The 25,315-nt window shown below is 69.9% G+C and carries 22 protein-coding genes; 15 read left to right on the top strand and 7 right to left on the bottom strand.

The window, feature by feature from the left end:
• Positions 1-7: 7 nt before the first annotated feature.
• From AB4Z01_RS10345 to AB4Z01_RS10335, 3 genes are all read left to right on the top strand, one after another.
• A complete protein-coding gene (locus AB4Z01_RS10345) occupies positions 8-541 on the top strand; it encodes a DUF1579 domain-containing protein (RefSeq protein WP_441693106.1) in 534 nt (177 codons plus the stop codon).
• Positions 542-631: 90 nt separating this feature from the next.
• Complete coding sequence (locus AB4Z01_RS10340; RefSeq protein WP_441693104.1) at positions 632-838, top strand: hypothetical protein; 207 nt, start codon at positions 632-634, stop codon at positions 836-838.
• Positions 839-853: 15 nt separating this feature from the next.
• Complete coding sequence (locus tag AB4Z01_RS10335) at positions 854-1,345, top strand: GNAT family N-acetyltransferase (protein ID WP_441693101.1); 492 nt, start codon at positions 854-856, stop codon at positions 1,343-1,345.
• On the opposite strand, the gene AB4Z01_RS10330 is transcribed toward AB4Z01_RS10335, so the two are convergent.
• The gene (locus AB4Z01_RS10330; RefSeq protein ID WP_441693098.1) at positions 1,342-2,037 is read right to left on the bottom strand and encodes a glutathione S-transferase family protein; all 696 of its coding nucleotides are present in this window, start codon (positions 2,035-2,037) and stop codon (positions 1,342-1,344) included. The two genes, AB4Z01_RS10335 and AB4Z01_RS10330, sit on opposite strands and share 4 nt — an antisense overlap.
• Positions 2,038-2,263: 226 nt before the next feature.
• Between AB4Z01_RS10330 and AB4Z01_RS10325 the strand changes: the two genes are divergently transcribed.
• The 8 genes from AB4Z01_RS10325 (at position 2,264) to AB4Z01_RS10290 (ending at position 12,887) form a co-directional block, all read left to right on the top strand.
• A complete protein-coding gene (locus tag AB4Z01_RS10325; RefSeq protein WP_441693095.1) occupies positions 2,264-3,409 on the top strand; it encodes an ROK family protein in 1,146 nt (381 codons plus the stop codon).
• A gap of 56 nt (positions 3,410-3,465) precedes the next feature.
• A complete protein-coding gene (locus AB4Z01_RS10320; protein WP_441693093.1) occupies positions 3,466-4,704 on the top strand; it encodes an ABC transporter substrate-binding protein in 1,239 nt (412 codons plus the stop codon).
• A 4-nt stretch (positions 4,705-4,708) separates the two neighbouring features.
• Entirely contained in the window at positions 4,709-5,632 is a 924-nt protein-coding gene (locus tag AB4Z01_RS10315) for a carbohydrate ABC transporter permease (RefSeq protein WP_441693091.1), read from the top strand.
• Complete coding sequence (locus AB4Z01_RS10310) at positions 5,629-6,465, top strand: carbohydrate ABC transporter permease (RefSeq protein WP_441693089.1); 837 nt, start codon at positions 5,629-5,631, stop codon at positions 6,463-6,465. Before AB4Z01_RS10315 ends, AB4Z01_RS10310 begins: the two co-directional genes overlap by 4 nt.
• A gap of 38 nt (positions 6,466-6,503) precedes the next feature.
• Positions 6,504-7,778: a Gfo/Idh/MocA family protein gene (locus AB4Z01_RS10305; RefSeq protein WP_441693086.1), complete on the top strand. Its 1,275-nt coding sequence runs from the start codon at positions 6,504-6,506 to the stop codon at positions 7,776-7,778.
• Positions 7,779-7,839: 61 nt separating this feature from the next.
• Positions 7,840-9,009 carry an MFS transporter gene (locus AB4Z01_RS10300; protein ID WP_441693083.1) on the top strand — a complete coding sequence of 390 codons (1,170 nt, stop codon included), beginning with the start codon at positions 7,840-7,842 and terminating at the stop codon, positions 9,007-9,009.
• 97 nt (positions 9,010-9,106) lie between these two features.
• On the top strand, positions 9,107-11,728 hold the full coding sequence (locus tag AB4Z01_RS10295; RefSeq protein ID WP_441693081.1) for an MMPL family transporter: 2,622 nt from the start codon (positions 9,107-9,109) through the stop codon (positions 11,726-11,728).
• 301 nt (positions 11,729-12,029) lie between these two features.
• Positions 12,030-12,887 carry an MlaA family lipoprotein gene (locus AB4Z01_RS10290; protein WP_441693080.1) on the top strand — a complete coding sequence of 286 codons (858 nt, stop codon included), beginning with the start codon at positions 12,030-12,032 and terminating at the stop codon, positions 12,885-12,887.
• Between the two features lie 42 nt (positions 12,888-12,929).
• Here AB4Z01_RS10290 and AB4Z01_RS10285 read toward each other — a convergent pair whose 3' ends face one another.
• Entirely contained in the window at positions 12,930-13,547 is a 618-nt protein-coding gene (locus AB4Z01_RS10285) for an ABC transporter substrate-binding protein (RefSeq protein ID WP_441693078.1), read from the bottom strand.
• 302 nt (positions 13,548-13,849) lie between these two features.
• On the opposite strand from AB4Z01_RS10285, the gene ispH reads away from it, so the two are divergent.
• Both ispH and hpnH read left to right on the top strand, forming a co-directional pair.
• A complete protein-coding gene (gene ispH / locus AB4Z01_RS10280; RefSeq protein ID WP_441693075.1) occupies positions 13,850-14,788 on the top strand; it encodes a 4-hydroxy-3-methylbut-2-enyl diphosphate reductase in 939 nt (312 codons plus the stop codon).
• A 48-nt stretch (positions 14,789-14,836) separates the two neighbouring features.
• Positions 14,837-15,988: an adenosyl-hopene transferase HpnH gene (hpnH, locus tag AB4Z01_RS10275; protein ID WP_441693072.1), complete on the top strand. Its 1,152-nt coding sequence runs from the start codon at positions 14,837-14,839 to the stop codon at positions 15,986-15,988.
• Here hpnH and AB4Z01_RS10270 read toward each other — a convergent pair.
• The 4 genes from AB4Z01_RS10270 to hpnA form a co-directional block, all read right to left on the bottom strand.
• Positions 15,938-16,597, bottom strand: a complete 660-nt coding sequence (locus AB4Z01_RS10270; RefSeq protein WP_441693070.1) for a phosphorylase family protein — start codon at positions 16,595-16,597, stop codon at positions 15,938-15,940. The genes hpnH and AB4Z01_RS10270 overlap by 51 nt on opposite strands.
• A 220-nt stretch (positions 16,598-16,817) precedes the next feature.
• Entirely contained in the window at positions 16,818-18,773 is a 1,956-nt protein-coding gene (shc, locus tag AB4Z01_RS10265; RefSeq protein ID WP_441693067.1) for a squalene--hopene cyclase, read from the bottom strand.
• Entirely contained in the window at positions 18,770-19,957 is a 1,188-nt protein-coding gene (locus AB4Z01_RS10260) for a glycosyltransferase (RefSeq protein WP_441693065.1), read from the bottom strand. The genes shc and AB4Z01_RS10260 overlap by 4 nt, the downstream gene beginning before the upstream one ends.
• Entirely contained in the window at positions 19,954-20,949 is a 996-nt protein-coding gene (gene hpnA, locus AB4Z01_RS10255; RefSeq protein WP_441693063.1) for a hopanoid-associated sugar epimerase, read from the bottom strand. The genes AB4Z01_RS10260 and hpnA overlap by 4 nt, the downstream gene beginning before the upstream one ends.
• 254 nt (positions 20,950-21,203) lie before the next feature.
• Here hpnA and AB4Z01_RS10250 point away from each other — a divergent pair, with 254 nt between their 5' ends.
• Positions 21,204-22,940: a squalene/phytoene synthase family protein gene (locus tag AB4Z01_RS10250; RefSeq protein WP_441693062.1), complete on the top strand. Its 1,737-nt coding sequence runs from the start codon at positions 21,204-21,206 to the stop codon at positions 22,938-22,940.
• Complete coding sequence (hpnE, locus tag AB4Z01_RS10245) at positions 22,937-24,238, top strand: hydroxysqualene dehydroxylase HpnE (protein ID WP_441693059.1); 1,302 nt, start codon at positions 22,937-22,939, stop codon at positions 24,236-24,238. The genes AB4Z01_RS10250 and hpnE overlap by 4 nt, the downstream gene beginning before the upstream one ends.
• Here the strand turns inward: hpnE and AB4Z01_RS10240 are convergent.
• Entirely contained in the window at positions 24,207-25,241 is a 1,035-nt protein-coding gene (locus AB4Z01_RS10240) for an LLM class flavin-dependent oxidoreductase (RefSeq protein ID WP_441693057.1), read from the bottom strand. The genes hpnE and AB4Z01_RS10240 overlap by 32 nt on opposite strands.
• Positions 25,242-25,315 lie beyond the last annotated feature (74 nt).

Raw genomic sequence — 25,315 nt, 5'->3', positions numbered from 1 at the left:
GAGACCGATGCCCGCCCTGTTCGCCAAGCCCGCCCCCGGCACCGATTCCAGCGTCCCCGATATGCCGAACGACGGCCGCGACGATTTCGGCCCGCTGTTCGGCCGCTGGTCGGTGTCGCACCGCCGGCTGCGCCGCCGCCTGGCCGGCGACACCTTGTGGGACGAGTTCGCCGGCGCCTCCGAGATGCGCCCGCTGATCGGCGGCTTGGGCACCATCGACGACAACATCCTGGAGCTGCCGGCCGGCACCTACCGCGCCGCCACGCTGCGCCTGTTCGACGCCGAGTCGAAGCTGTGGTCGATCTGGTGGTTCGACGGCCGCACCCTGAAGATGGACGAGGCGCCGCTGCGCGGCCGCTTCGAGAACGGAATCGGCACCTTCTTCGCCGACGACGTCTGGGAGGGCACGCCGATCCGGGTGCGCTTCATCTGGTCGGAGATCACCGGGCATTCGGCGCGCTGGGACCAAGCCTTCTCCACCGATGGCGGCGACAGCTGGGAGACCAACTGGATCATGCGCTTCGAACGGACCGGCGACTGACCGGCGCCGCCGGGCGGAAAATCCTGTGCAACGCTCCGGCGATGGTTCAAACCGGTCCTGAGACCCCCGACGGCAGGGAGCAGGACCGGGATGGACGAGACCAAGATCGATCGCGAAGCCATGGGGCGCCTGGCCAAGGCGGTGGCCTTCATCTGCGGGCCGGAACACGCGACGGCGGTGGCCTTGAAGGCCGCGGCGGAGAGCGGGGTCGAGCGCGACATCAAGGCAGCCCGGGCGCTGTTCCTGAAGCTGAAGCCGGGCGACCGCAAGGCCGCCCTGACCATGCTCGACACCTGAGTCGGGGACAGCGGCATGATCAGGGACCAGCAGCCGGATGACGATGCCGTGGTGCGGCAGCTGGTCGGCGACGCCTTCCGCGGCCGGCCCTACAGCGACGGCCGCGAGCCGGCCATCCTCGACGCGCTGCGGGCCGCCGGAGCGCTGGCGCTGGTGGCGGAGGAGGACGGCCAAATCCTTGGCCAGGTCGCCTTTTCGCCCGTCGCCATCGACGGCACGGCCCGGGACTGGTACGGGCTCGGCCCCGTGGCGGTCCGCCCCGACCGGCAGGGCCAGGGCATCGGCCAGGCCCTGATCCGCGCCGGCCTCGACCGGATCCGCGCCCTCGGCGCCCAAGGCTGCGTCCTGGCCGGGGCGCCGGGCTACTACAGCCGCTTCGGCTTCACCGCCGACCCACGGCTGCAATCGCCGGGCATCCCGTCCCAATACTTCCTGGTGCTGCCCTTCGGCGCCGAGGTGCCGGGCGGAACGGTGACGTTCCACCCGGCCTTCGACGTCGCGCCCTAGGCGCAGGGCGCCGCCCGGGCCACGCCGCCGAAGGCGTCGAGCAGCCGGTCGCGCCAGGCGAAGACCGGATCGTCGCTCTCCAGCAGCTCGACCGGGCTGATGCAGCGGGCCCACATCAGCATGCCGAAGACACAGTAATCCGCATAGGCCGGCGCCGGCCCGGCGATGAAGGGGGCGCTGGCCAGATTCCGTCGCAGCGGGGCCAGGGCCTGGCGGAAGGTGGCCAGATGCGCCGGCCGGTCGGCCACGGCCTCCTCCAGCGTCCGTCCGAACCGCGTCTCGCGGCTGGCGCGGAAATAGGCGCGGTCGGTGTCATGCACCCGGTCATGGATGTCGAGCAGGATGATGCGCGCGATCGCGGGAGACAGGGTCATGTCGGCCCAGTCGTTGACGAAGCGCGCCGGCGCGATGCCGCCGGGACCGCCGAACAGCGACGGCCGGTCGGGGAACCGCTCCTCCAGATACAGCGCGATCCGCCAGGAGTCGGAGACGGTCTCGCCGTCATGCACCAGCACCGGCACCAGCCCCTGGCCGGAGAAGGCGATCGCCTCCTTCTCCGTGAACCGCCACGGCACCCGGTCCGCCTCCAGCCCCTTATGGGCCAGGGCCATGCGGGTCTTCCAGCAATGCGGGCTGAAGCGCAGCGCGGCATCGGCGCCGGCCAGCTCGTAGAGGGTGAGGGTGTCGGGCATCGTCGGTCGCGGCTCGGACATCGGGGAATCAGGCAGCTATCTTCCGACCACGGCCTCGAGGTTAACAACCCCGCTCGGACGCAGGACGCCGATGCGACGGTGTCTCGGTCGCGTCCTCGACTTATTTCTGAAATAGAAATTATCAGGCTTGTCCGCTGCGGCATCCTGAAATATGAGTCCCATCAGACGCAGCCTTCGAGAACGAAGAGCAGCGCGCGGAGGCGAGATGGGGCGAGGCATCGGAGAGCTGGATCTGCGCGGGCGTGATGCCTCTGAGCTGCTGCGCCTGATCCACCGCCGCGGCGGCGCCAGCCGGATCGAGGCGGCGCGCGAGCTCGGCCTCAGCGCCTCGGCCATGACCCCCCTGGTCCGCACCCTGATCGGCCACGGCCTGCTGCGCGAGACCGGCGCCAAGGCGTCGGGCGGCGGCCGGCCGCGGATGATGCTGGACCTCGACCCCGGCTACGGCACGCTGCTGGGCCTGCATCTCGGCGCCGAATCGGCACAGCTGGTGATCGCCGACCTGGCCGGCACGCCGAAGCAGAGCCCAATCCCCCTGCCCGTCCCGGCCAATGACGACCCGTCGCCGCTGGTCGACGCGCTGGACCGCCTGCGCCGCCAGGGCGGCCCCGGCTGGGACGCCCTCGCCGCCGGCGGCGTGGTGCTGGGCGAGGTCGGGCCGCGCCGGGCCGAGGTGATCGGCGCCGGCCAGCGCCTGACCGCGGCGCTGCAGGACGCCTTCGGCATCGGCGTCGCGGCCGAGACCCCGTCCAACGCCATCGTCGTCGCCGAGCGCATGCTGGGCCTGGCCCGGGCCTATGAGAACTACGCCGTGGTGAGCCTGCAGAACGAGATCGGCTCCGGCATCTCGATCAACGGCGACGTCTATCGCGGCAAGGGCCAGGCCGGCGAGATCGGCCACCTGTCGCTGGCACCCTATTCCGGCGCCGCCTGCCGCTGCGGCAAATGCGGTTGCCTGGCGTCGYTGGCCTCCCTGTCCGCCATCTCGCGCCAGGCGCTGAAGCGCGGCCTGTCCGACGACATCGCCGTGCTGGCCCATATCGCGTCGCAGGGCGACCCGGAGGCGATCGAGATCTTCGACTGCGCCGGCCGCTGGATCGGCCAGGCCCTAGCCCAGGTCGCCAACCTGTTCGACCTGGAGGCGATCGTGTTCCGGGCGCCGCAGCCGGCGCTGAACATCTATCTGCTGAAGGCGCTGAACGAGAGCTTCCGCGCCCATGGCTACAATTTCGACGAATGCCGCACCGGGATCGTCATCAGCCCCGATGAGGGCGACGGCTATCTGCGCGGCGCGGTCGGCCTGGCGCTGGACCTGCTGTTGCGCCAGGGCGGGATGAGACGCCCGCCCTGATCCTCCGGGATCGGGGCTATCCCCAAGCCAACCAACACCAGCCACGGGAGGCTAGAATGAACCTGCGCACAACGCGGCTCGGGCCGAGCCTTTGCATCCTCGTCATCGCCGCCGGCCTCGCCGGGCCGGCCCTGGCCGAGGAGATCCGCTTCTTCATCCCCGGGGCCAGTGAGGAGCGGAACCAGAAGCTGCTGGGCGAGATCGTCGCCGGCTTCCAGGAGAAGAACCCGGACATCACCGTGAAGGTCGAGGGCGTGGGCTGGGACGAGGCGTTCCAGAAGCTGTCGACCGACTTCATCGCCGGCCGCGCCGCCGATGTCGCCTATATCGGCACCCGCAACGTCGCGGAGTTCTCGATGATGGGCGCGATCCAGCCGGTGGATGGCCTGGTCGACGCCGAGACGCTGGGGCGGATCCCGGAGCCGGTGCGCGTCGCGGCGCAGTTCGGCGGCAAGCAGATGGCCGTGCCGATGGCGTTCTCGACCCAGGCCCTCTACTACCGCACCGACCTGATCCCGACCCCGCCCAAGACCTGGGACGAGCTGGTGGCGACGGCCAAGGCGGTGACCGAGAAGAACCCGGGCATGTACGGCTACGCCACCGCCGCGGCCGCCCACGTCACCCTGGTCAGCCAGTTCCTGAACTTCGTCTACCAGAACGGCGGCGAAGCCTTTGATTCGTCGGGCGAGACCAAGATCAACAGCCCGGAGGCGGTGGGCGCGCTGCAGTTCTATGTCGACCTGTTCCAGAAGGACAAGGTCGTGCCCAACCCGCTGGAGTTGAACCGCGAGCAGCACCCGCCGCTGTTCGCCCAGGGCAAGATCGCGATGATGGTCAGCGGCCCCTGGGGCAAGGCGATCATGGGCCTCGACCCCGACAACAAGACCGCGCCCTACGCCGTCGCGCCGTTGCCCTGCGGCAAGGAGTGCAAGGGCGAGCTGGTCTCCGACAGCCTCGCCATCTCGGCCAAGAGCGAGCATCCCGAGGCGGCCGGCAAGTTCGTCGCCTATCTGCTGCAGCCCGACATCCACGCCAAATGGGACGCGACCAGCGGGCTGGTGCCGCTGCTGGCGGAGGAGGAGCAGATGGACACCTTCAAGACGCCGTTCTGGCAGACCTTCATCGCCATGAAGGCGAACGGTTTCGCCCAGCCGACGCCGCGGGCCTGGCAGCCTTTCGAGAAGATCCTGGTCGAGGCGGTGCAGTCGGCGATCCTGGGCAAGGCGACGCCGCAGGAGGCGCTGGATGCGGCGGCGGAGAAGATCCGCAAGGCCCGCATCGAACCGCGCGCCTGACCCCGTGGTCGCGCTCGCCTCCACCGCGCCGCGGAGAGCCACCCGCGCCCGCCCCTGGTCGCCGGACCGGGCGCCCTGGCCCTATCTGGCGCTGCCGCTGCTGCTGATCGCGGCGCTGCTGGGCCTGCCGGTCCTGCGCATCTTCTGGCAGTCGGTGCACCATGTGGTGCTGACCGCGCCTTGGGAGGGCAACGACTTCGTCGGGAGTGAGAACTTCCTGGCGCTGGTGCAGGAGCCGGCCTTCCTGCGGACGCTGCAGCTGACGGTGGTGTGGACCGCCTGCTCGGTGGGGGCGAAGCTTTTGATCGGCCTGGGCGGGGCGTTGCTGCTGCAGCGCCCCTTCCCCGGCCGCAAGGTCTACCTGGCGCTGCTGATGCTGCCTTGGGTGACGCCGGCGGTGATCGCCGCGATCTCCTGGCGCTGGGTGCTGGACGGCCAGTCCGGCTGGATCAACGCCGTGCTCCTGGTCACCGGCGCGATCCGCGAGCCGATCTCCTTCCTCGGCCAGGAGACCACGGCCTTCATCGCCACCGTGGTGGTCGACGCCTGGCTCGGCATCCCCTTCATGGTGGTGACGCTGATGGCCGGGCTGCAGCGCATCCCCGACGATCTCGTCGAGGCGGCGTGGATCGATGGCGCCCGGCCGGTCCAGATCTTCCGCCGCATCACCCTGCCGCTGCTGCGGCCGGTGCTGATGACCTGCGTGCTGCTGTCGACCGTCTGGACCTTCAACTCCTTCCAGGTGATCTGGCCGTTGACCAAGGGCGGGCCGGCCGGCGCCACCGCCACCCTGCCGATCCAGATCTACGAGACCGCCTTCGGCAATTTCGACTTCGGCACCTCTTCGGCCATGGCCGTCGTGGTCTTCGCCATCCTGATGTCGGTGTCGCTGCTGTACTGGCGCGTGCTGAAAGGGGGCGAGGAATGACCACGCGTCGCACCCTGCCGGAAATCGGCCGGCACGGCGCCCTGATCCTGCTGCTGGGCTTCCTTCTGCTGCCGGTCTGGGTGATGCTGAAGACCTCCTTCACCCCTTATGACCGGCTCTACGTCTGGCCACCGGAGTTCCTGCCGCGCAGCCTGGATTTCGGTAACTACGCCCGCGCCTTGTTCGGCCAGTACCGGGTGATCGAGGCGCTGGGCAACAGCCTGATCATCGCCGGCATCGCCGCCGCGATCTCGACCAGCTTCGGCTTTCTCGGCGCCTACGGCCTGGCGCGGTTCCGCTTCACCGGCCGCACCACGCTGCTGTTCCTGGTGCTGGCGACGCAGATGCTGTCGCCGATCGTCATCGTCATCCCGCTCTACGAATTCATGATCGCGGTCGGGCTGCTGGACACCTACCTTTCGGTGATCCTGTGCGACGTCGCCCTGGCCACGCCGATCGCGATCTGGCTGCTGCACGGCTTCCTGCTGGGCATCCCGCGCGAGCTGGAGGAGGCGGCGATGGTCGACGGCTGCTCTCGCCTGAAGAGCCTGTGGCACGTCATCCTGCCGGTGGTGCGGCCGGGCCTGGCGATGACCGCGATCTATACCTTCATCCACGCCTGGAGCGACCTGATCTTCCCGCTGGTGATGCTGACCGACGACGGCAAATGGCCGGTCACCCTGGCCCTGACCCGCTTCGTCGGCGAGAACGTGATCCGCTGGGACTATCTGATGGCCGCCGGCGTCGTCACCACCCTGCCCGCCGCCATCCTGTTCGCCCTGGTCCAGAAGCACTTCACCCGCGGCATGATCGCCGGCGCGGTAAAGGGCTAGCCTCCCAACTCCATCGTTCGAGCCGAAAGCCAAGACCGATGTCCAAATCCCTGAAATCCCAGCAGATCCGCGTCGCGGTGATCGGCGCCGGCAGCCGCGGCATCGAGGCCTATGGCGACTATATCCGCCGCCGGCCGGACCAGGCGCGGATCGTCGCCATCGCCGACCCGCGGGCCGACCGCCTGCAGGACGCCGCCGCCCGGCACGGCCTGGGATCCGAGCATCTCTATGCCGACTGGCGCGACCTGCTGGCGCGCGAGACCGAACTGGACGCGGTGCTGATCACCACCCCGGACGCGCTGCATCTGGAGCCGGCGCTGGCCGCGATCCGCCGCGGCCTCGGCATCCTGCTGGAGAAGCCGATCTCGCCGACCGAGGAGGAGACCCGTATCCTGGCGGAGGCGGCGCGGGAGACCGGGGCGGATGTGACAGTCGCCCATGTGCTGCGCTACACCGCCTTCTTCTCGCGCATCAAAGAGATCCTGGACCGCGGCGTGATCGGCCGGCTGGTGACGCTGCGCCAGACCGAGCACATCGGCTACTGGCATTTCGCCCACAGCTTCGTACGCGGCAACTGGCGGCGGGAGGAGGAGTCCAGCCCGCTGATCCTGGCCAAGACCTGCCACGACCTGGACATCATCCGCTGGCTGGCCGGGGCGCCCTGCCAGGAGGTCTCCTCCTACGGCTCACTGGCGCATTTCCGGCGCGAGAACGCGCCCGATGGGTCGACCGACCGCTGCGACGAGGGCTGCAAGGTCGAGCGGGTCTGCCCCTATTCCGCCCAGCGAATCTATCTCGAGAAGTTCAAGCCGGCCGATGCCTGGCCGCACAAGGTGCTGAGCCTCGACACCTCGCCCGATGGCATCCGCGCCGCCCTGCGCGAGGGGCCCTATGGCCGCTGCGTCTATCGCTGCGACAACGACGTGGTCGACAACCAGGTGGTGGCGATGCGCTTCGCCAACGGCGTCAGCGCCACGCTGAACGTCAGCGCCTTCACCGCCGAGAACACCCGGACATTGCATCTGATGGGCACCCATGGCGAGATCGCCGGGCATCTGGAGAAGAACGAGATCACGGTGATCGACTTCCGCACCGACGACATCACCACGATCCGCCTGACCGTGCCCGGCGACGGTGGCCATGCAGGCGGCGACGATCGGCTGATGGCCGAGTTCCTGGGCCGGCAGATCCAGCGCCGCGGCCGCAGCCAAGTCAATGTCGCCCTGACCTCGCTGGAAGAATCGCTGGACAGCCATTTCATGGCCTTCGCCGCCGAACGCTCGCGCCGCACCGGCACCATGGTCCGGCTGTGAGAAAACGGCGCCGGCCCATCGCTTCGTATTGCCTCTCCCGCCTGGCGGGAGAGGCAACGCGGTGAGCAGTCCCTCGGACGGCGTTTCACGGCCCACGGGCGACCACGGCCGGCTGCGCGCGGTCGCGGCCCTGTCGGCGCATTACGGGGTCAGCGGCATCCTGACCCCCTATCTGCCGGTGTGGCTGGCGGCGAGCGGCCTGGCCGCCGATGCGGTCGGCTGGACCATGGCCGCTGGCTTCGCCCTTCGCGCCGTCTGCATCCTCGGCTTCGGCATGGTCGCGACCCTGCTGCTGCCGGCCGGCGGCGTGGCCGCCGGCGCCGCGCTGGCCGCCGCGCTGGTGCTGATCGCGGCCGCGCTGGTCGGCGACCCCGGCACCGTCGGCCTGCTGTCGGTCCTGGCGGTCGGGCTGGTCTACGGCTCGATCCCGCTGATCGAGAGCTTCGCCAACACCGTCACGCTGCGCAGCGGCCATGGCTACGGCCGGATGCGCGCCTGGGGCTCCTTCGCCTTCATGGTCGGCAATGTCGGCATGGGGGCACTGCTGGTCCTGCCGGACGGCGCGGCGCTGCTGCCCTACATCGCCGCCGGGCTGCTGCTGTGCCTGTGCGTCTCGGTGCTCGGCCCGTCCTGGCAGCCGCCGACGCCGCGCCTCGACCCGCGCGCCAGCGCCGCCGCGTTGGCGGTGGCGGCGCCGCTCCTGGTCCCCGCCCTGCTGCTGCAGGCGTCGCACGCCTTTTACTATTCCTTCGGCACGATCTGGTGGATCGATCATGGCGTCGCCAAGGGCAGCACCGGCATCGTCTGGGGTGCCGCCGTCGCCGCCGAGATCGTGGTCTACCGCTATGCCGCACGGCGTCTGGAGAAGATCCCGCCGGCGACGCTGCTGGCGGCCTGCTGCCTGGTCGCGATCGGCCGCTGGCTGCTGCTGGCGACCGACCCGCCCTTGCCCCTGATCATCCTCAGCCAATTCGGCCACGCCATGACCTTCGGCGGCGCCTATCTGGCGGCCCAGACCGTGATCCGCACCCGGATCCGGCCGGAGCTGCACTACATGGCCCAGGCCGGCTATGCCTTCCTGACCACCTTCGTCGGCCTGGCCGGGACCACCGCGCTGATTCCCTGGGCGCTGCGCGTCACCGGCGCCGATCCCTGGCTGCTGATGGCCGCCGTCGCCGCGGCGGCGCTGGCCTGGCTGGGCCTGGCCCGGATCGCCCGCCCCGCGCCATAGTGCTGCGCCCGGTCACCGGACAGCTTCCGCGCATCGGCGAAGCAGGATACAACTCTGCCCGCCCGCCTGCCCTTCCCGTCATTGCAAAGCAGACCGCGTGCCTGCCTCCAGACTGTCCCTGACCCGTGCCCTGGTCTATCTGGGCGCCTTCTGCCAGAGCCGCGCTCCGTGGGTGATCGGCGCCGCGCTGGTGCTGTCGGTCTGCGCCGTGCTGGTGGTGATGCACCGCCTGTCGGTCAACACCGACACCGGCAAGCTGATCGACCCCAATTTGCCCTGGCAGCTGGACAACGCCGCGCTCGACAGGGCGTTTCCACAGAACACCAATCTGCTGGCCATTGTTATCGACGGCCAGACGCCGGAGTTGGCGGAATCGGCGGCGGTGCAGTTGACTCAGGCGCTGACGGCGGAGCCGACGCTGTTCAGGACCGTCCGTCGCCCGGATGGCGGGCCGTTCTTCGACAAGAACGGCATCCTGTTCCTGTCGGTGAAGGAGGTGCAGCAGACGGCGAACGACGTCATCGCCGCCCAGCCGCTGCTCGGCGGCCTGGGCGCAGACCCGACGCTGCGCGGGCTGTTCGGCGTCCTCGACCTCGCCCTGCAGGGCGTGAAGATGGGCCAGGCGCAGCGGTCGCAAATGCAGCCGGCCTTCACCCGGGTGGCGGCGACGATCGACGCCAACCTGACCTCCGACCACGTGGTCCAGCCGCTGTCCTGGCAGTCGCTGCTATCCTCCGGCCCGACCTCGCCGCGGGCCTTGCGCAAATTCGTGCTGGCGCAGCCGGTGCTCGACTACGGCGCGCTCGAACCCGGGGCGAAGGCCACCGGCTTCGTCCGTGCCACCGCGGAGAAGCTGCACCTGACCCCGGCCTACGGCGTTACCGTGCGGCAGACCGGCAACATCCCGCTGAACGACGACCAGTTCGCCAGCGTCAGCGAAGGCATCGGCGTGTCGACCACGGTGTCGGTGGTGCTGGTGCTGGGGCTGCTGCTGCTGGCCCTGCGCTCCTTCGCCATGACCGGGGCGATCATGATCACGCTGCTGGTCGGGCTGCTGATGACGGCGGCCTTCGCGGCGCTGGCCGTGGGCGCGCTGAACCTGATCTCGGTCGCCTTTGCCGTGCTGTTCGTCGGTATCGCCGTCGATTTCGGCGTCCAGCTCTGCGTCGCCGTACGGGCCAAGCGCACCACTGCGCCCAACATCCACGCCGCCACCAACGCCGCCATCCGCCGCGTCGGCGCCGCCCTGGTGCTGGCCGCGCTGTCCGCCGCCAGCGGCTTCTTCGCCTTCCTGCCGACCGATTATCGCGGCGTCTCCGAGCTCGGGCTGATCGCCGGTGTCGGCATGCTGATCGCCGTCACGCTCAACCTGACGCTGCTGCCCGCCCTGCTGGCGGTGCTGCCGGTGCGGGCCGAGCCGCGCGAGGTCGGCTGGACGGAGCTGGCGCCAGCCGACCGCTTCCTGCTGAAGCACCGGCGCTGGGTGCTCGCCGCCGGTGCGCTGCTGGCGCTGGGATGCCTGGCGCTGATGCCGCGGCTGACCTTCGACTTCAACCCGCTGAACCTGGTCGATCCGCGCTCCGAGGCGGCCTCGACGATGCTCGAGCTGATGCGGGATCCGCTGACCACGCCGAACACCATCGATATCCTGACCCCGTCGGTCGACGCCGCGGCGGCGCTGACGCCGAAGCTGCAGGCGCTGCCAGAAGTCGACACCGTGCTGTCGCTGAACAGCTTCGTGCCCGGCGACCAGGAGCCCAAGCTGGCGATCCWGTCCGACCTCGGCCTGCTGATCGGCCCGACGCTGGACGTGCCCACTATCGCGGCCCCGCCGTCCGACGATGCGGTTCGCGCGGCTGCCGCCAAGACCGCGGCGACGCTGCGCCAGATCGGGCCGGAGCCGGACAGCCCCGAACGCCGCCTGGCTGACGGGCTGGACCGGCTGTCCAAGGCCGATGCGGCGACCCTGGCCCGGGTCAGCGACGCTCTTCTGAACGCGCTGCCGATGACGCTGGACCGGCTGCGGCTGCTGCTCTCGGCCGAGCCGGTGTCTCTGGCCGACCTCCCGAAGGATCTGAAGGACACCTGGGTCGCACCGGACGGCCAGGCCAAGCTGACGGTGTTCCCCAAGGGCAATGCCGCCGACAACGCCGTCATGGAGCGATTCGTCGACGCCGTCCGCAAAGTCGCACCGCACGCCACCGGCACTGCGGTGACGATCCAGGAATCCAGCCGCACCATCGTCGGGGCCTTCCTCACCGCCGGCGTCCTGGCGACGGTGATGATCGCGATCCTGCTCACGATCGCTCTGCGCCGGGTGCGCGACGTGCTGCTGGCGCTGACGCCGCTGCTGCTGGCCGGCCTTCTGACCCTGGCGACCACCGTCATCACCGGCCTGCCGATCAACTTCGCCAACATCATCGCCCTGCCGCTGCTGCTCGGCGTCGGCGTCGCCTTCGACATCTACTTCGTGGTGAACTGGCGCGCCCGGCGCGGCGAGCCGCTGCAGTCCAGCACCACCCGCGCGATCGTGTTCAGTGCCCTGACCACGGCCTCGGCCTTCGGCAGCCTGTGGCTTTCGCCCCATCCGGGGACGGCGGGCATGGGTGAGCTGCTGACGATCGAGCTGCTGTTCACCCTGTTCTCCGTGCTGGTGTTCATGCCGGCGCTGCTCGGCCCACCCGCGCCACCACGGCGCCATCATCCGGCCCCATCGTGAAGCCAGGGTTCTTGCAGCATCCGGAACAGGCCCGGTGACGGCGCGGCCGGATGCGGCTAGTCTCGCCCGGCCGCGACGTTCGCGGCCCCGGCCGGCGCCCGGGTTCGGTGCCCAATACGAAGCGGTCTGACGGAAGGGGAACAAAGTTTTTCGTCAGGTGGTTGTTGCCGCACAGGCTGCAGGATATTGTTCGCATTCTAACTTTCTGTCCGTCGTGGGGTTGGGGTCGACCCGAGCCGCGAACGGAAATGTGCCAAGCCAAGATCACCGACTTTCGGTTGCTTACGGGATCGGACCGGACATGCCGTTGCGCTCATCCTCTCGCCCTCTCGCCCTCGGCATGGCCGTGCTGCTCGCCGCTTCCGCGCTGAGCGGCTGCGCGACGCCGCCGACCGACCCCGCCCAGCGGGCCGAGTTCGACCGGATCAACGATCCGCTCGAGCCGATGAACCGGGCGATCTTCGACTTCAACATGGCGCTCGACAAGAACGCCATCCGGCCTGTCGCGATCGCCTATCGCGACACGGTGCCGGAATTCGCCCGCGACGGCCTGCACAACGCGCTGCAGAACTTCGGCGAGCCGGTCATCTTCGTGAACAAGGTGCTGCAGGGCGAACCGATCGCCGCGATCAAGACGCTGCTGCGCTTCCTGGCGAACTCGACCTTCGGCCTCGGCGGCTTCATCGACGTTGCCACGCCCCGGGGCGTGGTCCGGCAGCAGGCCGGCGATTTCGGCGCCACGCTGTACAAGTGGGGCATCGGCGACGGCCCGTACCTGATGCTGCCCCTGCTCGGCCCGTCGAATCCGCGCGACGCGGTCGGCTTCGCGGTCGACACGGTCAGCAGCCCCTGGGGCTACATCGTMAACATCCCGACCGAGGCCAGCGTCGGCCAGTTCGTGTTCAAGGGCGTCGATGTGCGGTCGCGCACGGTCGACGCCACGGATGAGCTGGAGCGCAACTCGGTCGACTACTACGCCACGCTGCGCAGCGTCTTCCGACAGTACCGGCAGGCCGAACTCGACGGCGGCCAGGCTCCGTCGGGCGGCGACCTCTACACCGACCCCGCCGGAGCGGCTGCTGCCGGTGGCGCGGCCGGTCCGGCTGCGGCCGGCGCTGCCAGCGACGTCCCGGCGTCGCAGCTGCCGAACATTCCCTGATCGACTGACGGGCGGGAGCGGCGCTCCCGCCCGGACCGAGGCCTATTTCTTCGGCGTCAGCTCGACGATCTTGCCTTCGATCAGCTTGATCAGCGCGTCGCCGCCGCCGCTGCGCAGGGCTGCGCCGAATTCGGACCGGTAGTTCGCGAGCTGGCTGATCGTGCCGTTCAGATAGATGTCGATGATCTGCCAGTTCGGCCCCCGCAGCCGGTAGTTCAGCGGCACCGGATCCGCGTTCGGCCGCACCAGCTTGGTGTTGACCACCTGGTCGCCGCCGCTGACCGGCTTGGCATCCTCGGCCTGGAAGCTCTCGCCGCTGTAGCCGTTGAAGCGGGCGGCATAGGTGGTGATGCTGAAGCGGCGGAAGGCATCCGTCACCTTCTGCTGCTGGGCCGGACTCAGGGTCGACCAGTCTGGGCCGACGGCGATTCGCGCCATCAGCGGCAGGTTGAAGGTCTGGTCGAGCACCGGCCCGAGCTTCTGATAGCGCCCGCGGAAGCCCAGCGAGTCGGCGTTCTTCATGACGTCGAGCAGGGCGCTGTCGAGCGTATCGACGACCTGGCGCGGCTCCGCAGCCTGTGAGGGCAGCGCCGCGAAGGGCAACGGCAGCAGGAGTGCCAAGGCCAGGGCAAGGCGTCGGGAGAAGGCAGGAGAGCGCATGGTTGTCTCTTCCGATTCGAACGTTGGGTCCGCCGCCGTCCGTCTCTCGGGCGACGCGATCGGGCCATGATGGCCTCAACCCGCCCCTTTGCCGAGAAGTTCCGAACGCCGCTGCGTCGGAACTCCGCTGTGACGGCCAGCACATCGGCCGAGGCGGCCAGTTGATAAGTATCAATCACAACCCATTGCACGCCCCGCTGGTGGTCACGTTAGTGACACGCAAAGTTGGCGCGTAGTATGGTCGAATTGAGAGCGATTCACTCTGGCGAATCCCGAACCCAGCCAGAACATCAAGGTGCGGAATGCGGATCATCTTGGCCCAGCCGCGAGGCTTTTGCGCAGGCGTCGAGCGGGCGATCGAAATCGTCGAGCGGGCGTTGGAGATCTTCGGGGCTCCCGTCTACGTCCGGCACGAGATCGTGCACAACCGACACGTGGTCGAGAGCCTGCGCGCGAAAGGCGCCAAGTTCGTCGATGAGCTCGACGAGGTCCCGGCCGGCGCCATCACGATCTTCAGCGCACACGGCGTCTCCCGGTCGGTCGAGGCCGATGCGGAGCAGCGCGGGCTGCAGGTGATCGACGCGACCTGCCCACTGGTGTCGAAGGTGCATATCGAAGGCCGGCGCTACGCCGCCCAGGACCGCACCGTCATCCTGATCGGCCATGCCGGCCATGCCGAGGTCGAGGGCACCACCGGGCAGATCCCCGGCGGCGTCACCCTGATCTCGACGGTCGAGGAGGTCGCGACGCTCGAAGTCCCGGACCCGGAGCGCGTGTCCTACATCACCCAGACAACGCTCAGCGTCGACGACACCAAGGCGGTGATCGACGCGTTGACCGCGAAGTTCCCGGCGATCGTCGGCCCGGACACCAAAGACATCTGCTACGCCACCCAGAACCGCCAGCGCGCGGTGCGGGAACTGGCGCAGGTGGCCGACGTGCTGCTGGTGGTCGGCGCCCGCAACAGCTCGAACTCCAACCGCCTGCGCGAGATCGGGGCTGAGCTCGGCGTGCCGAGCTATCTGATCGACGACGCTTCGGCGTTGGACCCGGCCTGGCTGACGGGCAAGAAGGCGGTGGGCATCACCGCCGGCGCCTCCGCCCCCGACAGCCTGGTGCAGGAGCTGGTCGAGACCCTGCGACGTTATGGCGAAGTCGAGGTCTCGACGTTGCAGGGCGTCGATGAGAATATCCGGTTCCGTCTGCCCTCCCAATTGACCGCACCGGTCCCCGCCGAGTAGGCATAGTCGCTTGGCCCCGATTTCGGCCGACAGTTTTGCGAAGGTCCCATGGGTATTCCGCTTCAACAGCAGATCCGTATCGGCGCTTACCTCCTGAAGAACCACCTGATGGGCACCAAGCGGTACCCGATGGTTCTGATGCTGGAGCCGCTGTTTCGCTGCAACCTAGCCTGCGCCGGCTGCGGCAAGATCGACTACCCGGACGAGATCCTGAACCAGCGCCTGTCGGTGGCCGAATGCCTGCAGGCGGTGGATGATTCGGGTGTCCCGGTGGTCTCGATCGCCGGCGGCGAGCCGCTGCTGCACAAGGAGATGGCGGAGGTGGTGCAGGGCATCATCGACCGCAAGAAATACGTCTACCTGTGCACCAACGCGCTGCTGATGGAGAAGAAACTCCACCAGTACAAGCCGAGCCCGTTCCTGATCTGGTCGGTGCATCTGGACGGTGACCAGGAGGACCACGACCGGTCAGTGTGCCAGGACGGCGTCTATGACCGCGCGGTCAGCGCGATCAAGGCCGCCAAGGCCCGCGGCTTCCGGGTCAACATCAACTGCACGCTGTTCAACAACGCGGTGCCGGAGCGCGTCGCGAACTTCTTCGACGACGTCAAGGCGATGGGCGTCGACGCCATCACCGTTTCGCCCGGCTATGCCTATGAGCGGGCGCCGGACCAGCAGCACTTCCTGAGCCGCCAGACCACCAAGCAGCTGTTCCGCGACATCTTCAAGCGCGGTGACAACGGCAAGCGCTGGTCGTTCAGCCAGTCCACGATGTTCCTCGACTTCCTGGCCGGCAACCAGACGTACCACTGCACGCCCTGGGGCAACCCGACGCGCACCTATTTCGGCTGGCAGCGGCCCTGCTATCTCCTCGGCGAAGGCTACGCCCAGACCTACAAGGAGCTGATGGAGGAGACGGACTGGGACAAGTACGGCACCGGCAATTACGAAAAATGCGCCAACTGCATGGTGCATTCCGGCTATGAGGCCAGCGCGGTGAAGGACATGTTCCGCAACCCGCTGAAAGCCTTCCTGGTCAGCATGCGCGGCATCCGCACCGAAGGGCGGATGGCGCCGGAGATCTCGCTCGATCGTCAGCGCCCGGCCGAATTCGTGTTCTCCTCCCACGTCCAGAAGGCGCTGGAGAAGCTACGCCACACTCCGAAAGTCGCGGCCAAGGGGGCCGGCGGCGGCAAGTAGCGCCGCCATCGCCGCGCTGCTCTGCCGCCCCAGCCGGATCAGCGCCGGCAATTGACCCGGGCTGCGGGCCAAGGCCCGCAGCACCGGCCCGATCGCCGGCCGCCCCTCGTTGTCGAGACCGACCAGCGCCGCCGGCGGCAGCCCATGCGCCGCCGGGTCGGCCACGGCCCGCAGCACGCCGAAGGGCAGCCCGGCTTCCGTCGCGGCCGCCGCCACCGCGGCGCTTTCCAGATCGACGATAAAGGCGCCGCTGTGCCGATGCAGCCGGGCCTTGGCCTCGGCGGTGTCGACGATGACGTCGCCGCCCCAGACATTCCCTCTCACCGCGCCGAGCAGCACTAAAGCGAGCCGCGCCGTCAGGTCCGGGTCACAGGGATAGGTGGCCGCGCCTGTCGCCACGGCTGTGCCTATCACCAGGTCCCCGGTCGCGAGCTCCGGCGCCAGCCCGCCAGCGATGCCGAAACTGAGCAGCGCGGTGGCGCCCTGGCTGATCAGGTCACGCGCCAGCCACTCCGCCCGAGCCGGATCGCTGGCCGAGCAGGCGATGAGCGGCGAGATCCGCCGCGCGATCTCCGCCTCCTTCGCCAAGCCGGTCAGGATGCCGAGCATGCGAAGCGCTGACTTGAGTACTCTCCCCCTCCCCTCGCGGGAGGGGGTAGGAGGAGGGGTTTGTCAGTCGAGGGATGCCCCTGCGGCCGGTCGAGAGCCCAACTGCACTCGAACCAAACCCGAAGCGTCGGCTTGACTCGGCGAGAGCCCCCTCCCCCTACCCCCTCCCGCAGGGGGAGGGGGAGGATGAGAGGAAGCAGCCGGTCTTTGCCTCGACAGCTCACATCCCGACCTCGACCCGGCGGCTGTTGCTGTCGCGCAGGCGGCGATAGCGGGACAGGGCCCAGGTCGGGAAGAAGGCCGGGTAGCCGTGGTAGCGCAGGTAGAACACGCGCGGGAAGCCGACCGCGGTGAAGCTGGGCTCGTCCCACAGCCCGTCCGCGCGCTGATGCGCCGAGAGCCAGGCGACGCCACGCTCGACCGCCGGATGGCCGGTCTCGCCCACCGCCATCAGCGCCAGCGCGGCCCAGGCGGTCTGCGACGCGGTCGAGGTGGCCGGCGTCATCTCCGGCTTGCCGTCATAGTAGCTGTCGCCGGATTCGCCCCAGCCGCCATCCTCGCGCTGCTGCGCGATCAGCCAGTCGACGGCACGGCGGATCATCGGGTCCTGCGGGTCCATGCCGATGGCGTTGAGGGCGCACAGCACCGACCAGGTGCCGTAGATGTAGTTGGTGCCCCAGCGCCCGAACCAGGAGCCGTCGCGCTCCTGCTCCTGGCGCAGGAATTCGACTCCGCGGGCCACCGCCGGGTCGTCGATGCGCCGGCCCAGCTGGCCCAGCATGCTGAGGCAGCGCGCCGTCACGTCGGAGGTCGGCGGGTCCAGCAGAGCGCCGTGGTCGGCGAAGGGGATGTGGTTCAGGTAGTGGTAGGTGTTGTCGACTTCGAAGGCCGCCCAGCCGCCGTTCCTGCTCTGCAGCCCGAGCAGCCATTCGACGCCGCGGTCGATCGCCTCGCGGTAGCGCTCCGGGTCGGTCCGGTGCATGGCCATGACCACGACCGCGGTGTCGTCGAGGTCCGGGTAATGCGCATTGTTGTACTGGAAGGCCCAGCCGCCCGGCCGGACATCCGGCCGGCGCTCCGCCCAGTCGCCCTTGACGTCCAGCACCTGGCGCGGGACCAGCCAGTCGAGCCCCTGCTTGGCCCGCGCCACCGCCTCGGGGTCGTCGGATTCCAGCAGGGCATGCGCCGTCAGCGCCGTGTCCCAGACCGGCGACAGGCAGGGCTGGGCGTAGGTGACGCCGTCGACCGCGTCGACCAGCTTCTCGATCGAGGCCCGGGCGATCTGCAGGTCCGGATGGTCATCCGCGTAACCCAGGCATTTGAACATCATCACGGAATTGGCCATGGCCGGGTAGATCGCCCCCAGCCCGTCCTCGCCGTTCAGCCGCTCGGTGACGAAGGCCACCGCCTTGTCGATCGATCTCTGCCGGCGCGGGAAGAACGGCTCGATCGGCCGCAGCACCCCGTCCAGCCGGCGGAAGAACCGGCCCCAGAAGCTGCCGTCGACATGGACGTGCCAGTTCTTCACCTGCTCCGGCGGCTCGACCATCAGCTCCTGGATCGACAGCGCTCCCGGGCTCACTGGCCGCGGCTTCTTCGCCATGATCACCAGCAGCGGCACGATCACCGTGCGGCTCCAATACGACACCTTGTTCAGGTGGAATGGGAACCAGGAGGGCAGCACCATGATCTGCACCGGCATCACCGGCACGGCGCGCCACGGCACCTGCTCGAACAGCGCCAGCAAGATGCGGGTGAAGACGTTGGAGCGGGCGGCGCCGCCCGCGGCCAGGATGGCGGCGCGGGCGCGGGCCATGTGCGGCGCGTCCGGGTCGTCGCCCGCAGCCTTCAGCGCGAAATAGGCCTTCACGCTGGCGCTGATGTTGAACGGCCCGTCATGCCACAGCGGCCAGCCATCGTGCCTGCCCGACTGGATGCTGCGGATATAGGTGGCCAGCAGCGCCTCCTTCTCCCGGTCGACCACGCCGAGGAAGTGCTTCAGCAGGATGTATTCGGCCGGGATGGTGGCGTCGGCCTCCAGGATGAAGGCCCAGTGGCCGTCCTCGCGCTGCAGGTCGAGCAGCCCGCCGACGCCACGGCCGATCGCGTCGTCGAGGCTGGCGCGCGAGGGGCCGGCGAGGTCTTCGGTCTGGAAGGAGGGGCTGGAGATGGTCATTGGGACGGGTCTGACGGCTGACGGGACAGGTCGGGCGCGGCGCCGGGCTGGTTGTAGACGCGGCCCTTCCAGGCCCCGCCGACACCGGCCCAGTGACGCCGCGCCGAATCGATGGTGGCGCCGAGATACACCACCGCGGCAAGCGGCAGGAAGGGCGCCCACAGCGGCGAGCGCCGGTAGAAGCGCAGCATCGGCAGGTAGGTGGCACTCATGATCGCCCAGGCGGCGAGGGCGACATACCGTGCCGTCCCCTCCCCCAGGAGGGTCAGGGCCGGCGGCACGATATAGGTGACGATCAGGCCGGCGACGGTGCCGAGCAGCAGCCAGAGCGAGTAGCGCAGCTGGGTATAGGCGGTGCGGGCCACCATGCGCCAGATCTCGCCGACATCGCCGTAGACGCGCAGGCTCTCCGCCTCGTCGGTGAGGTCGAGCCGGATCCGGCCGTGCCGCTTCAGCGCCGCCGCCAGGGTGCAGTCGTCGATCAGCGCGTCGCGGATCGCGGCGATGCCGCCGATCCGGGCCAAGGCCTTGCGCCGCACCAGCATGCAGCCGCCGGCCGCGCCTGCGGTGGCCTTGTCCGCCCGGTTCACCCAGGCGAAGGGATATAGCATCTTGAAAAAGAACACGAAGGGCGGGACCAGCCAGCGCTCGGCGAAGTCGAGGCAGCGCAGCCGCACCATCAGCGACACGAGGTCCAGCCCGTCCGCCTCGCCGCGCGCCGCCAGCTGCGCCACATTGCTTGGCCGGTGGACGATGTCGCCATCGGTCAGCAGGATCCAGCGCGCCTCCGGGTCGGCCTGCTCCGCCGCCGCGACGCCCTGCGACACCGCCCACATCTTGCCGACCCAGCCGGGCGGCAGCGGCGCGCCGGAGATCACGGTCAGGCGGTCGGACGCGCCGGCGTCCGCCGCCGCGGCGCGGGCCAGGTCGGCGGTGCCGTCGGTCGACTGGTCATCGACCACCACCACCTGCAGCCGGCCGGGATAGGCCTGGCGCAGATGCGAGCCGATCGCGGCGCCGATGCCCTCGGCCTCGTTGCGCGCCGGGATCACCACCACCACGCCCGGCCATTCGGCCGGCGCGGGCGCCTGGGGCGCGGTCGCCGTCTCCCAGAACCGGCCCTGGAACAGCCACAGCTTGAGCCACGCCGCGAGGCTGGCGAGGGCGAGGACCAGGCCGATCATGTCAGGTAGCCATTGGCCCGGAACCAGTCGAGCGCGTCGACCAGGGCCTGGCGCGCCGGCCGCGGCCGATAGTCCAGCGTCGCGCGGGCCTTGTCCGAGGAGAAATACATGGTCTTGCGCGCCATGCGCAGCGCATCGCGCGTTACCATCGGCTCCTTGCCGGTGAAGCGCGACACCGTCTCGGCCACCAGCGCCACCGGCCAGATCGGCGCCAGAGGCAGCCGGATCTTCGGCGCCTTGCGGCCGACCAGGCCGGCGATCTCGGCCAGGATGGCGGAGAGTGCGAAATCCTCCCCGCCCAGGATGTAGCGCTGGCCCGGCACGCCGCCGGCGAAGGCGGCGAGATGGCCCTGGGCGACGTCGTCGACATGCACCAGGTTCAGGCCGGTGTCGACGAAGGCCGGGATGCGGCCCGTCGCGGCCTCGACGATGATCCGCCCGGTCGGGGTCGGCTTGACGTCGCGCGGCCCGATCGGGGTCGACGGGTTGACGATCACCACCGGCAGCCCGGTCTCGGCCGCCGCTTGACGGGCGGCGTCCTCGGCCAGGAACTTCGACCGCTTGTAGAGGCCGATCATCTGGCCTTCGGTCGCGATCGTGGTCTCGTCCGCCGGGCGCCCGTCAGCGTGATGGCCGAGCGTCGCCACGCTCGAAGTGTAGACCACGCGCGAGACCCCGGCCGCCGCCGCCGCACGCAGGATCGCCGCCGTGCCGGCGACATTGGTGCGCAGCATCGCCTGCGGGTTCCTGACCCACAGCCGGTAGTCGGCCGCGACATGGAACAGCGCGGTGCAGCCCTTCAGCGCCGGCGCCAGCGAGGCCGGGTCGTCGAGGTCGCCGGTCACCGGCTCGGCATCGAGCCCGGCCAGGTTGCGGCGGTCGCTGTTCGGCCGCACCAGCGCCTTGACCCGATGGCCTTCGGCCAGGAGCGCGCGGGCCACGGCCGAGCCGACGAAGCCGGTGGCCCCGGTGACGAGGGCGATCTCGCTCATTCGTCCCCGCGGGGATCTGCCGAAAACCTGGTCTGTCGCGGCATTGTCATCATGGCGGCGACACTGTCGAACCGAACCGGCGACCGCAACCGAAAAAGCCGTAGACCACCCCTGCTGCGGCCCTTGGTCCGGGGCCGTTTGCCTTGACAATTCAGCGGGGTCTGCGATCTGGTGGCCCGGTCCGGGGCCGCGCGGCGGATCAGCCGTCGCATCACCATTTCCGAACGGCCCTGGCCGAGGCAAGACAGGCGATCATGACCGTGCCGGCCGACCAAGCCATCGTCGACTCTCCCCCGCCTGCCGGCGCCGCATCGACCGGGGCGGGCGCCGTGGAGTTGGCCGCGAGCAAGACCTCCGGGCAGGAGAACTTCCCGGTCGGGTCGTGGCTGCTGCCGAAGCGCCACCGGCCACATATCGCCACCTTCTACCGCTTCGCCCGCGCCGCCGACGACATCGGCGACGACCCCGACCTGCCGACAGCGGAGAAGCTGGCCCGACTGGACGCGATGGATTCCGGGCTGGTCCAGGCAGGGCCGGAGGCCGCCGCCCGGATGCGCGCCTCGATCGCCGCCACCGGCGTCGGGCTGGTCGACTGCCGCGACCTGCTGGTCGCCTTCCGCCGCGATTCCCAGAATCGCAGCTGCCGCAGCTGGGACGACCTGATCGACTATTGCCGCTATTCGGCCAACCCGGTCGGTCGCTACCTGCTGCGGCTGCACGGCCAGGCCGAATCGACCTTCCCGGCCGGCGATGCGCTGTGCACCGTGCTGCAGATCCTAAACCATCTGCAGGATTGCGGCGACGACTGGCGCAAGCTGCGCCGGATCTATGTGCCGATCGACTGGATCGACACGGCCGGCGGCATCGACCGCTTCTTCACACCGGACGAGGCCTCCGCTCGCCTCCGCCGGCCGGTGCTCGACCGCTGCCTCGATCTGGTCGACACCATGCTCGACACGGCGTCGACGCTGCCGGGGCAGCTGACCTCGCGGCCGCTGGCGGCGGAGGTCAGCGTCATGCTGTGGCTGGCCCGCAAGCTGGCGGCGCGACTGCGCCAGGGCGACCCGATCCTGGCCCGGGTGGCGCTGAGCAAGGCGAATTTCGCCAAGGCGCTGCGCCCCGGCCTGTCGGTCATGGCCTTCGGTGCCAGGCCGCTGGACGACGCGGCCCTGGTGCGGATGGCGGTGGTCCGCGCCAAATCCTCCTTCGCCTCCGGCATGCGCATCCTGCCGGCCGAGGGCCGCCGCGCGATCTATGCCGTCTACGGCTTCTGCCGTCAGGTCGACGACATCGCCGATTCCAGCGCGTCGGTGGCGGAGAAGACCGCCGACCTGCAGGCGTGGAGGCAGCGGCTGGACCGGATCTTCGTTGGCCGGGGCGAAGACCCGCTGGACCGCGAGCTGATCTGGGCGATCCGCCGCTTCGACCTGCCGCGGGCCGAATTCGACGGCATGCTGGACGGCATGACCATCGACGCCGCGGCCGAGGTGCGGATCGCCGACCGTGCCGGTCTGGCGCATTACGCCCGCTGCGTCGCCGGCACCGTCGGCGTCATGGCGGTCAAGATCTTCGGCTGCCCGGACCAGGCCAGCGCGGCCTTCGCCGTGGCCCAGGGCGAGGCGCTGCAGCTGACCAACATCCTGCGCGACGTCGACGAGGATGCCGGGCTGGGCCGCCTGTACCTGCCAGAGAGCTGGCTGCGCGAGGCCGGCATCCCGACCGACGCGCCGATCCCCACCATCGTCGCCGACCCGCGCATCGCCCAGATCTGCGCCCGGCTGGCGGCCGAGATCCAGCCGCTCTACGCCGCCCTGCCCGGGCTGATGCCGGCCGGGACGGAGAAGCGGATGAAGGCCGCGCTGATCATGCAGCGCAGCTATCGCCGGATCTTCGAGCTGCTGCAGGCCCGCGGCTATGCCGACCGGTCGGCGCGGCCGCGCCTGTCGAAGCGCGAGAAGATCGGCATCCTGCTGTCGGTGCTGCTGAAATGACCGTGCATGTGATCGGCGGCGGGCTGGCCGGCCTCGCCGCCGCGGTCGAGCTCGCCCGCACCGGCGTCCCGGCGGTGGTGTACGAGGCCACGCCCCGGCCCGGCGGCCGCTGCCGCGCCTTCCACGAGCCGGCGCTGGACCGGGTGATCGATAACGGCAACCACCTGGTGCTGTCGGGCAACCGCAACGTCCGGCGCTATCTCGACCTGATCGGCGCCCGCGATCGGCTGGCGGCCCCGGCCCGGCCCGGCTTCCGCTTCGTCGACCTGGAGCGCGGCCGCGAATTCACCGTGCGGCCGAACCGCGGCCGGCTGCCCTGGTGGGTGCTGCTCTCCGGCCGTCGGGTGCCGGGGACCCGGCCGCGAGACTACCTGGCGCTGCGCCGCCTGTCCAAGGCCGGGCCGGACGATACCGTGGCCGGCGTGGTGCCGCCCGGTGAGCTGTATCGCTGCCTGATCGAGCCGCTCGCCGTCTCCGCCCTCAACACCCCGGCCGACGAGGCCTCGGCCCGCGGCCTGTGGGCGGTGGTCGAGCAAACCCTGGCCAAGGGCGGCGCCCAGACCATCCCGCTGATCGCCCGCACCGACCTGGCCGACACCTTCATCAACCCGGCGCTGGACTACCTGCACCGGCACCGCGTGACGGTGCGGACCGGCATGCGGGTCAAGGCGCTGGAGTTCGAGGACGACCGCATCATCGCGCTGGAGCTGGACCAGGGCACCCTGCCCCTGGCGCCGGACGACCAGGTGATCCTGGCGGTGCCACCGGCGATCGCCGCGCGGCTGGTGCCGGGGCTGACCCCGCCGGAGACCGACGAGCCGATCGTCAACGGCCATTTCGCCATCCCGTTCAAGGAAGAGCCGCACGACATCGCCGGCATCGTCGGCGGCACGGCCCATTGGGTGTTCCGTCGCCCGGGCATCGCCAGCACCACGGTCAGCGCCGCGCGCGGCCTGGTCGACGCGCCGGCGGAGGAGCTGGCGGCGCTGCTATGGGCCGATGTGGTGCGGGCCTTCCCGGACTTGGCCGGCCCCCTGCCCGCCTATCGCATCATCAAGGAGAAGCGGGCGACGATCCGCCAGACCCCGGCCGACGAGGCCCGGCGGCCGGGCTGCCCGACGCCCTACCCCAATCTCTGGCTGGCCGGCGACTGGACCGCGACCGGCCTGCCGGCGACGATCGAGGGCAGCCTGCTGTCCGGCTTTCGCGCCGCCGACCATGTCCGCGCCGCCGGGGCATCCCCCGGAGCGGCGCGGAAGGGCAAGGTCAAGCCAGCATCTCGCGGACGAGCGGCATGACCTTGCTGCCATAGAGCTCGATGCTGCGCATCAGCTTGTCGTGCGGCAGCGGTCCGGCGCTGTATTTCAGCTGGAAGCGCACGGCACCGAGCGCGGTGACGGTCGCAGCGATCTTGCGCGCCACGGTCTCGGGCGACCCGACATAGAGCGAGCCGTGCTCGGCCTCGCGCTCGAACTCGCCCTGACCCATCGGCGGCCAGCCACGCTCTGCCCCGATCTTGTCGCGCATCCGCTTGTAGTCGGCGAACAGCTCCTCGCGCGCCTGGACATCGGTGTCGGCGACATAGCCCGGCGAATGGACGCTGATCGGCTGTACCGGCCGGCCCAGCTGCTCGAAGGCGCGGTGGTACAGGTCGACATAGGGGCGGAAGCGCTTCGGGTCGCCGCCGATGATGGCCAGCGCCAGCGGCAGGTCGTAGCGGGCGGCGCGGACCACCGATTCAGGGCTGCCGCCGACGCCGATCCAGGTCTTCAGCCGGCGCTCGCCCTCGATCGGCGGGAAGACGCGCTGGTCGCGCAGCGGCGGCCGGGTGCTGCCCTGCCAGGTCACCGGCTCCTGCTTCAGCAGCGCCGTGAACAGGTCCAGCTTCTCCTCGAACAGCGTCTCGTAGTCGCTGAGCTCGTAGCCGAAGAGCGGAAAGGATTCGGTGAAGGAGCCGCGGCCGAGGATGACCTCGGCCCGGCCGTTCGACGCCGCATCCAGCGTCGAGAAGCGCTGGAACACGCGAATCGGGTCGTCGGAGCTGAGCACGGTGACGGCCGAGCCAAGATGGATCTGAGTCGTGCGCCCGGCGATCGTCGCCAGCAGCACCTCCGGCGCGGAAACGGCGAAATCGGCACGGTGATGCTCGCCGACACCGAAGAAGCCGATGCCCAGCTGGTCGGCCAGCACGGCCTCCTCGACCACGTTCCGCAGCACCTGGCCGTGCGGCAGCGGCGCGCCGTCCGGCCCCGTGGTCACGTCGCCGAAGGTGTCGAGTCCGAATTCGAGAGGCTGGGCCATGATGATCTCTGGGTCACGCAGTGAGGTCACCGCAGAGATGGCCACCGGGGACGGCCGATCAACGTCTCTGATGG

Origin of the sequence: Inquilinus sp. YAF38 (assembly GCF_052113205.1) — a bacterium.
In the GTDB taxonomy this organism is placed as follows: Bacteria; Pseudomonadota; Alphaproteobacteria; order DSM-16000; family Inquilinaceae; genus Inquilinus.
Note: the sequence above shows the minus strand (reverse complement) of the source record. Positions and strands in the feature narration are given on the sequence as shown.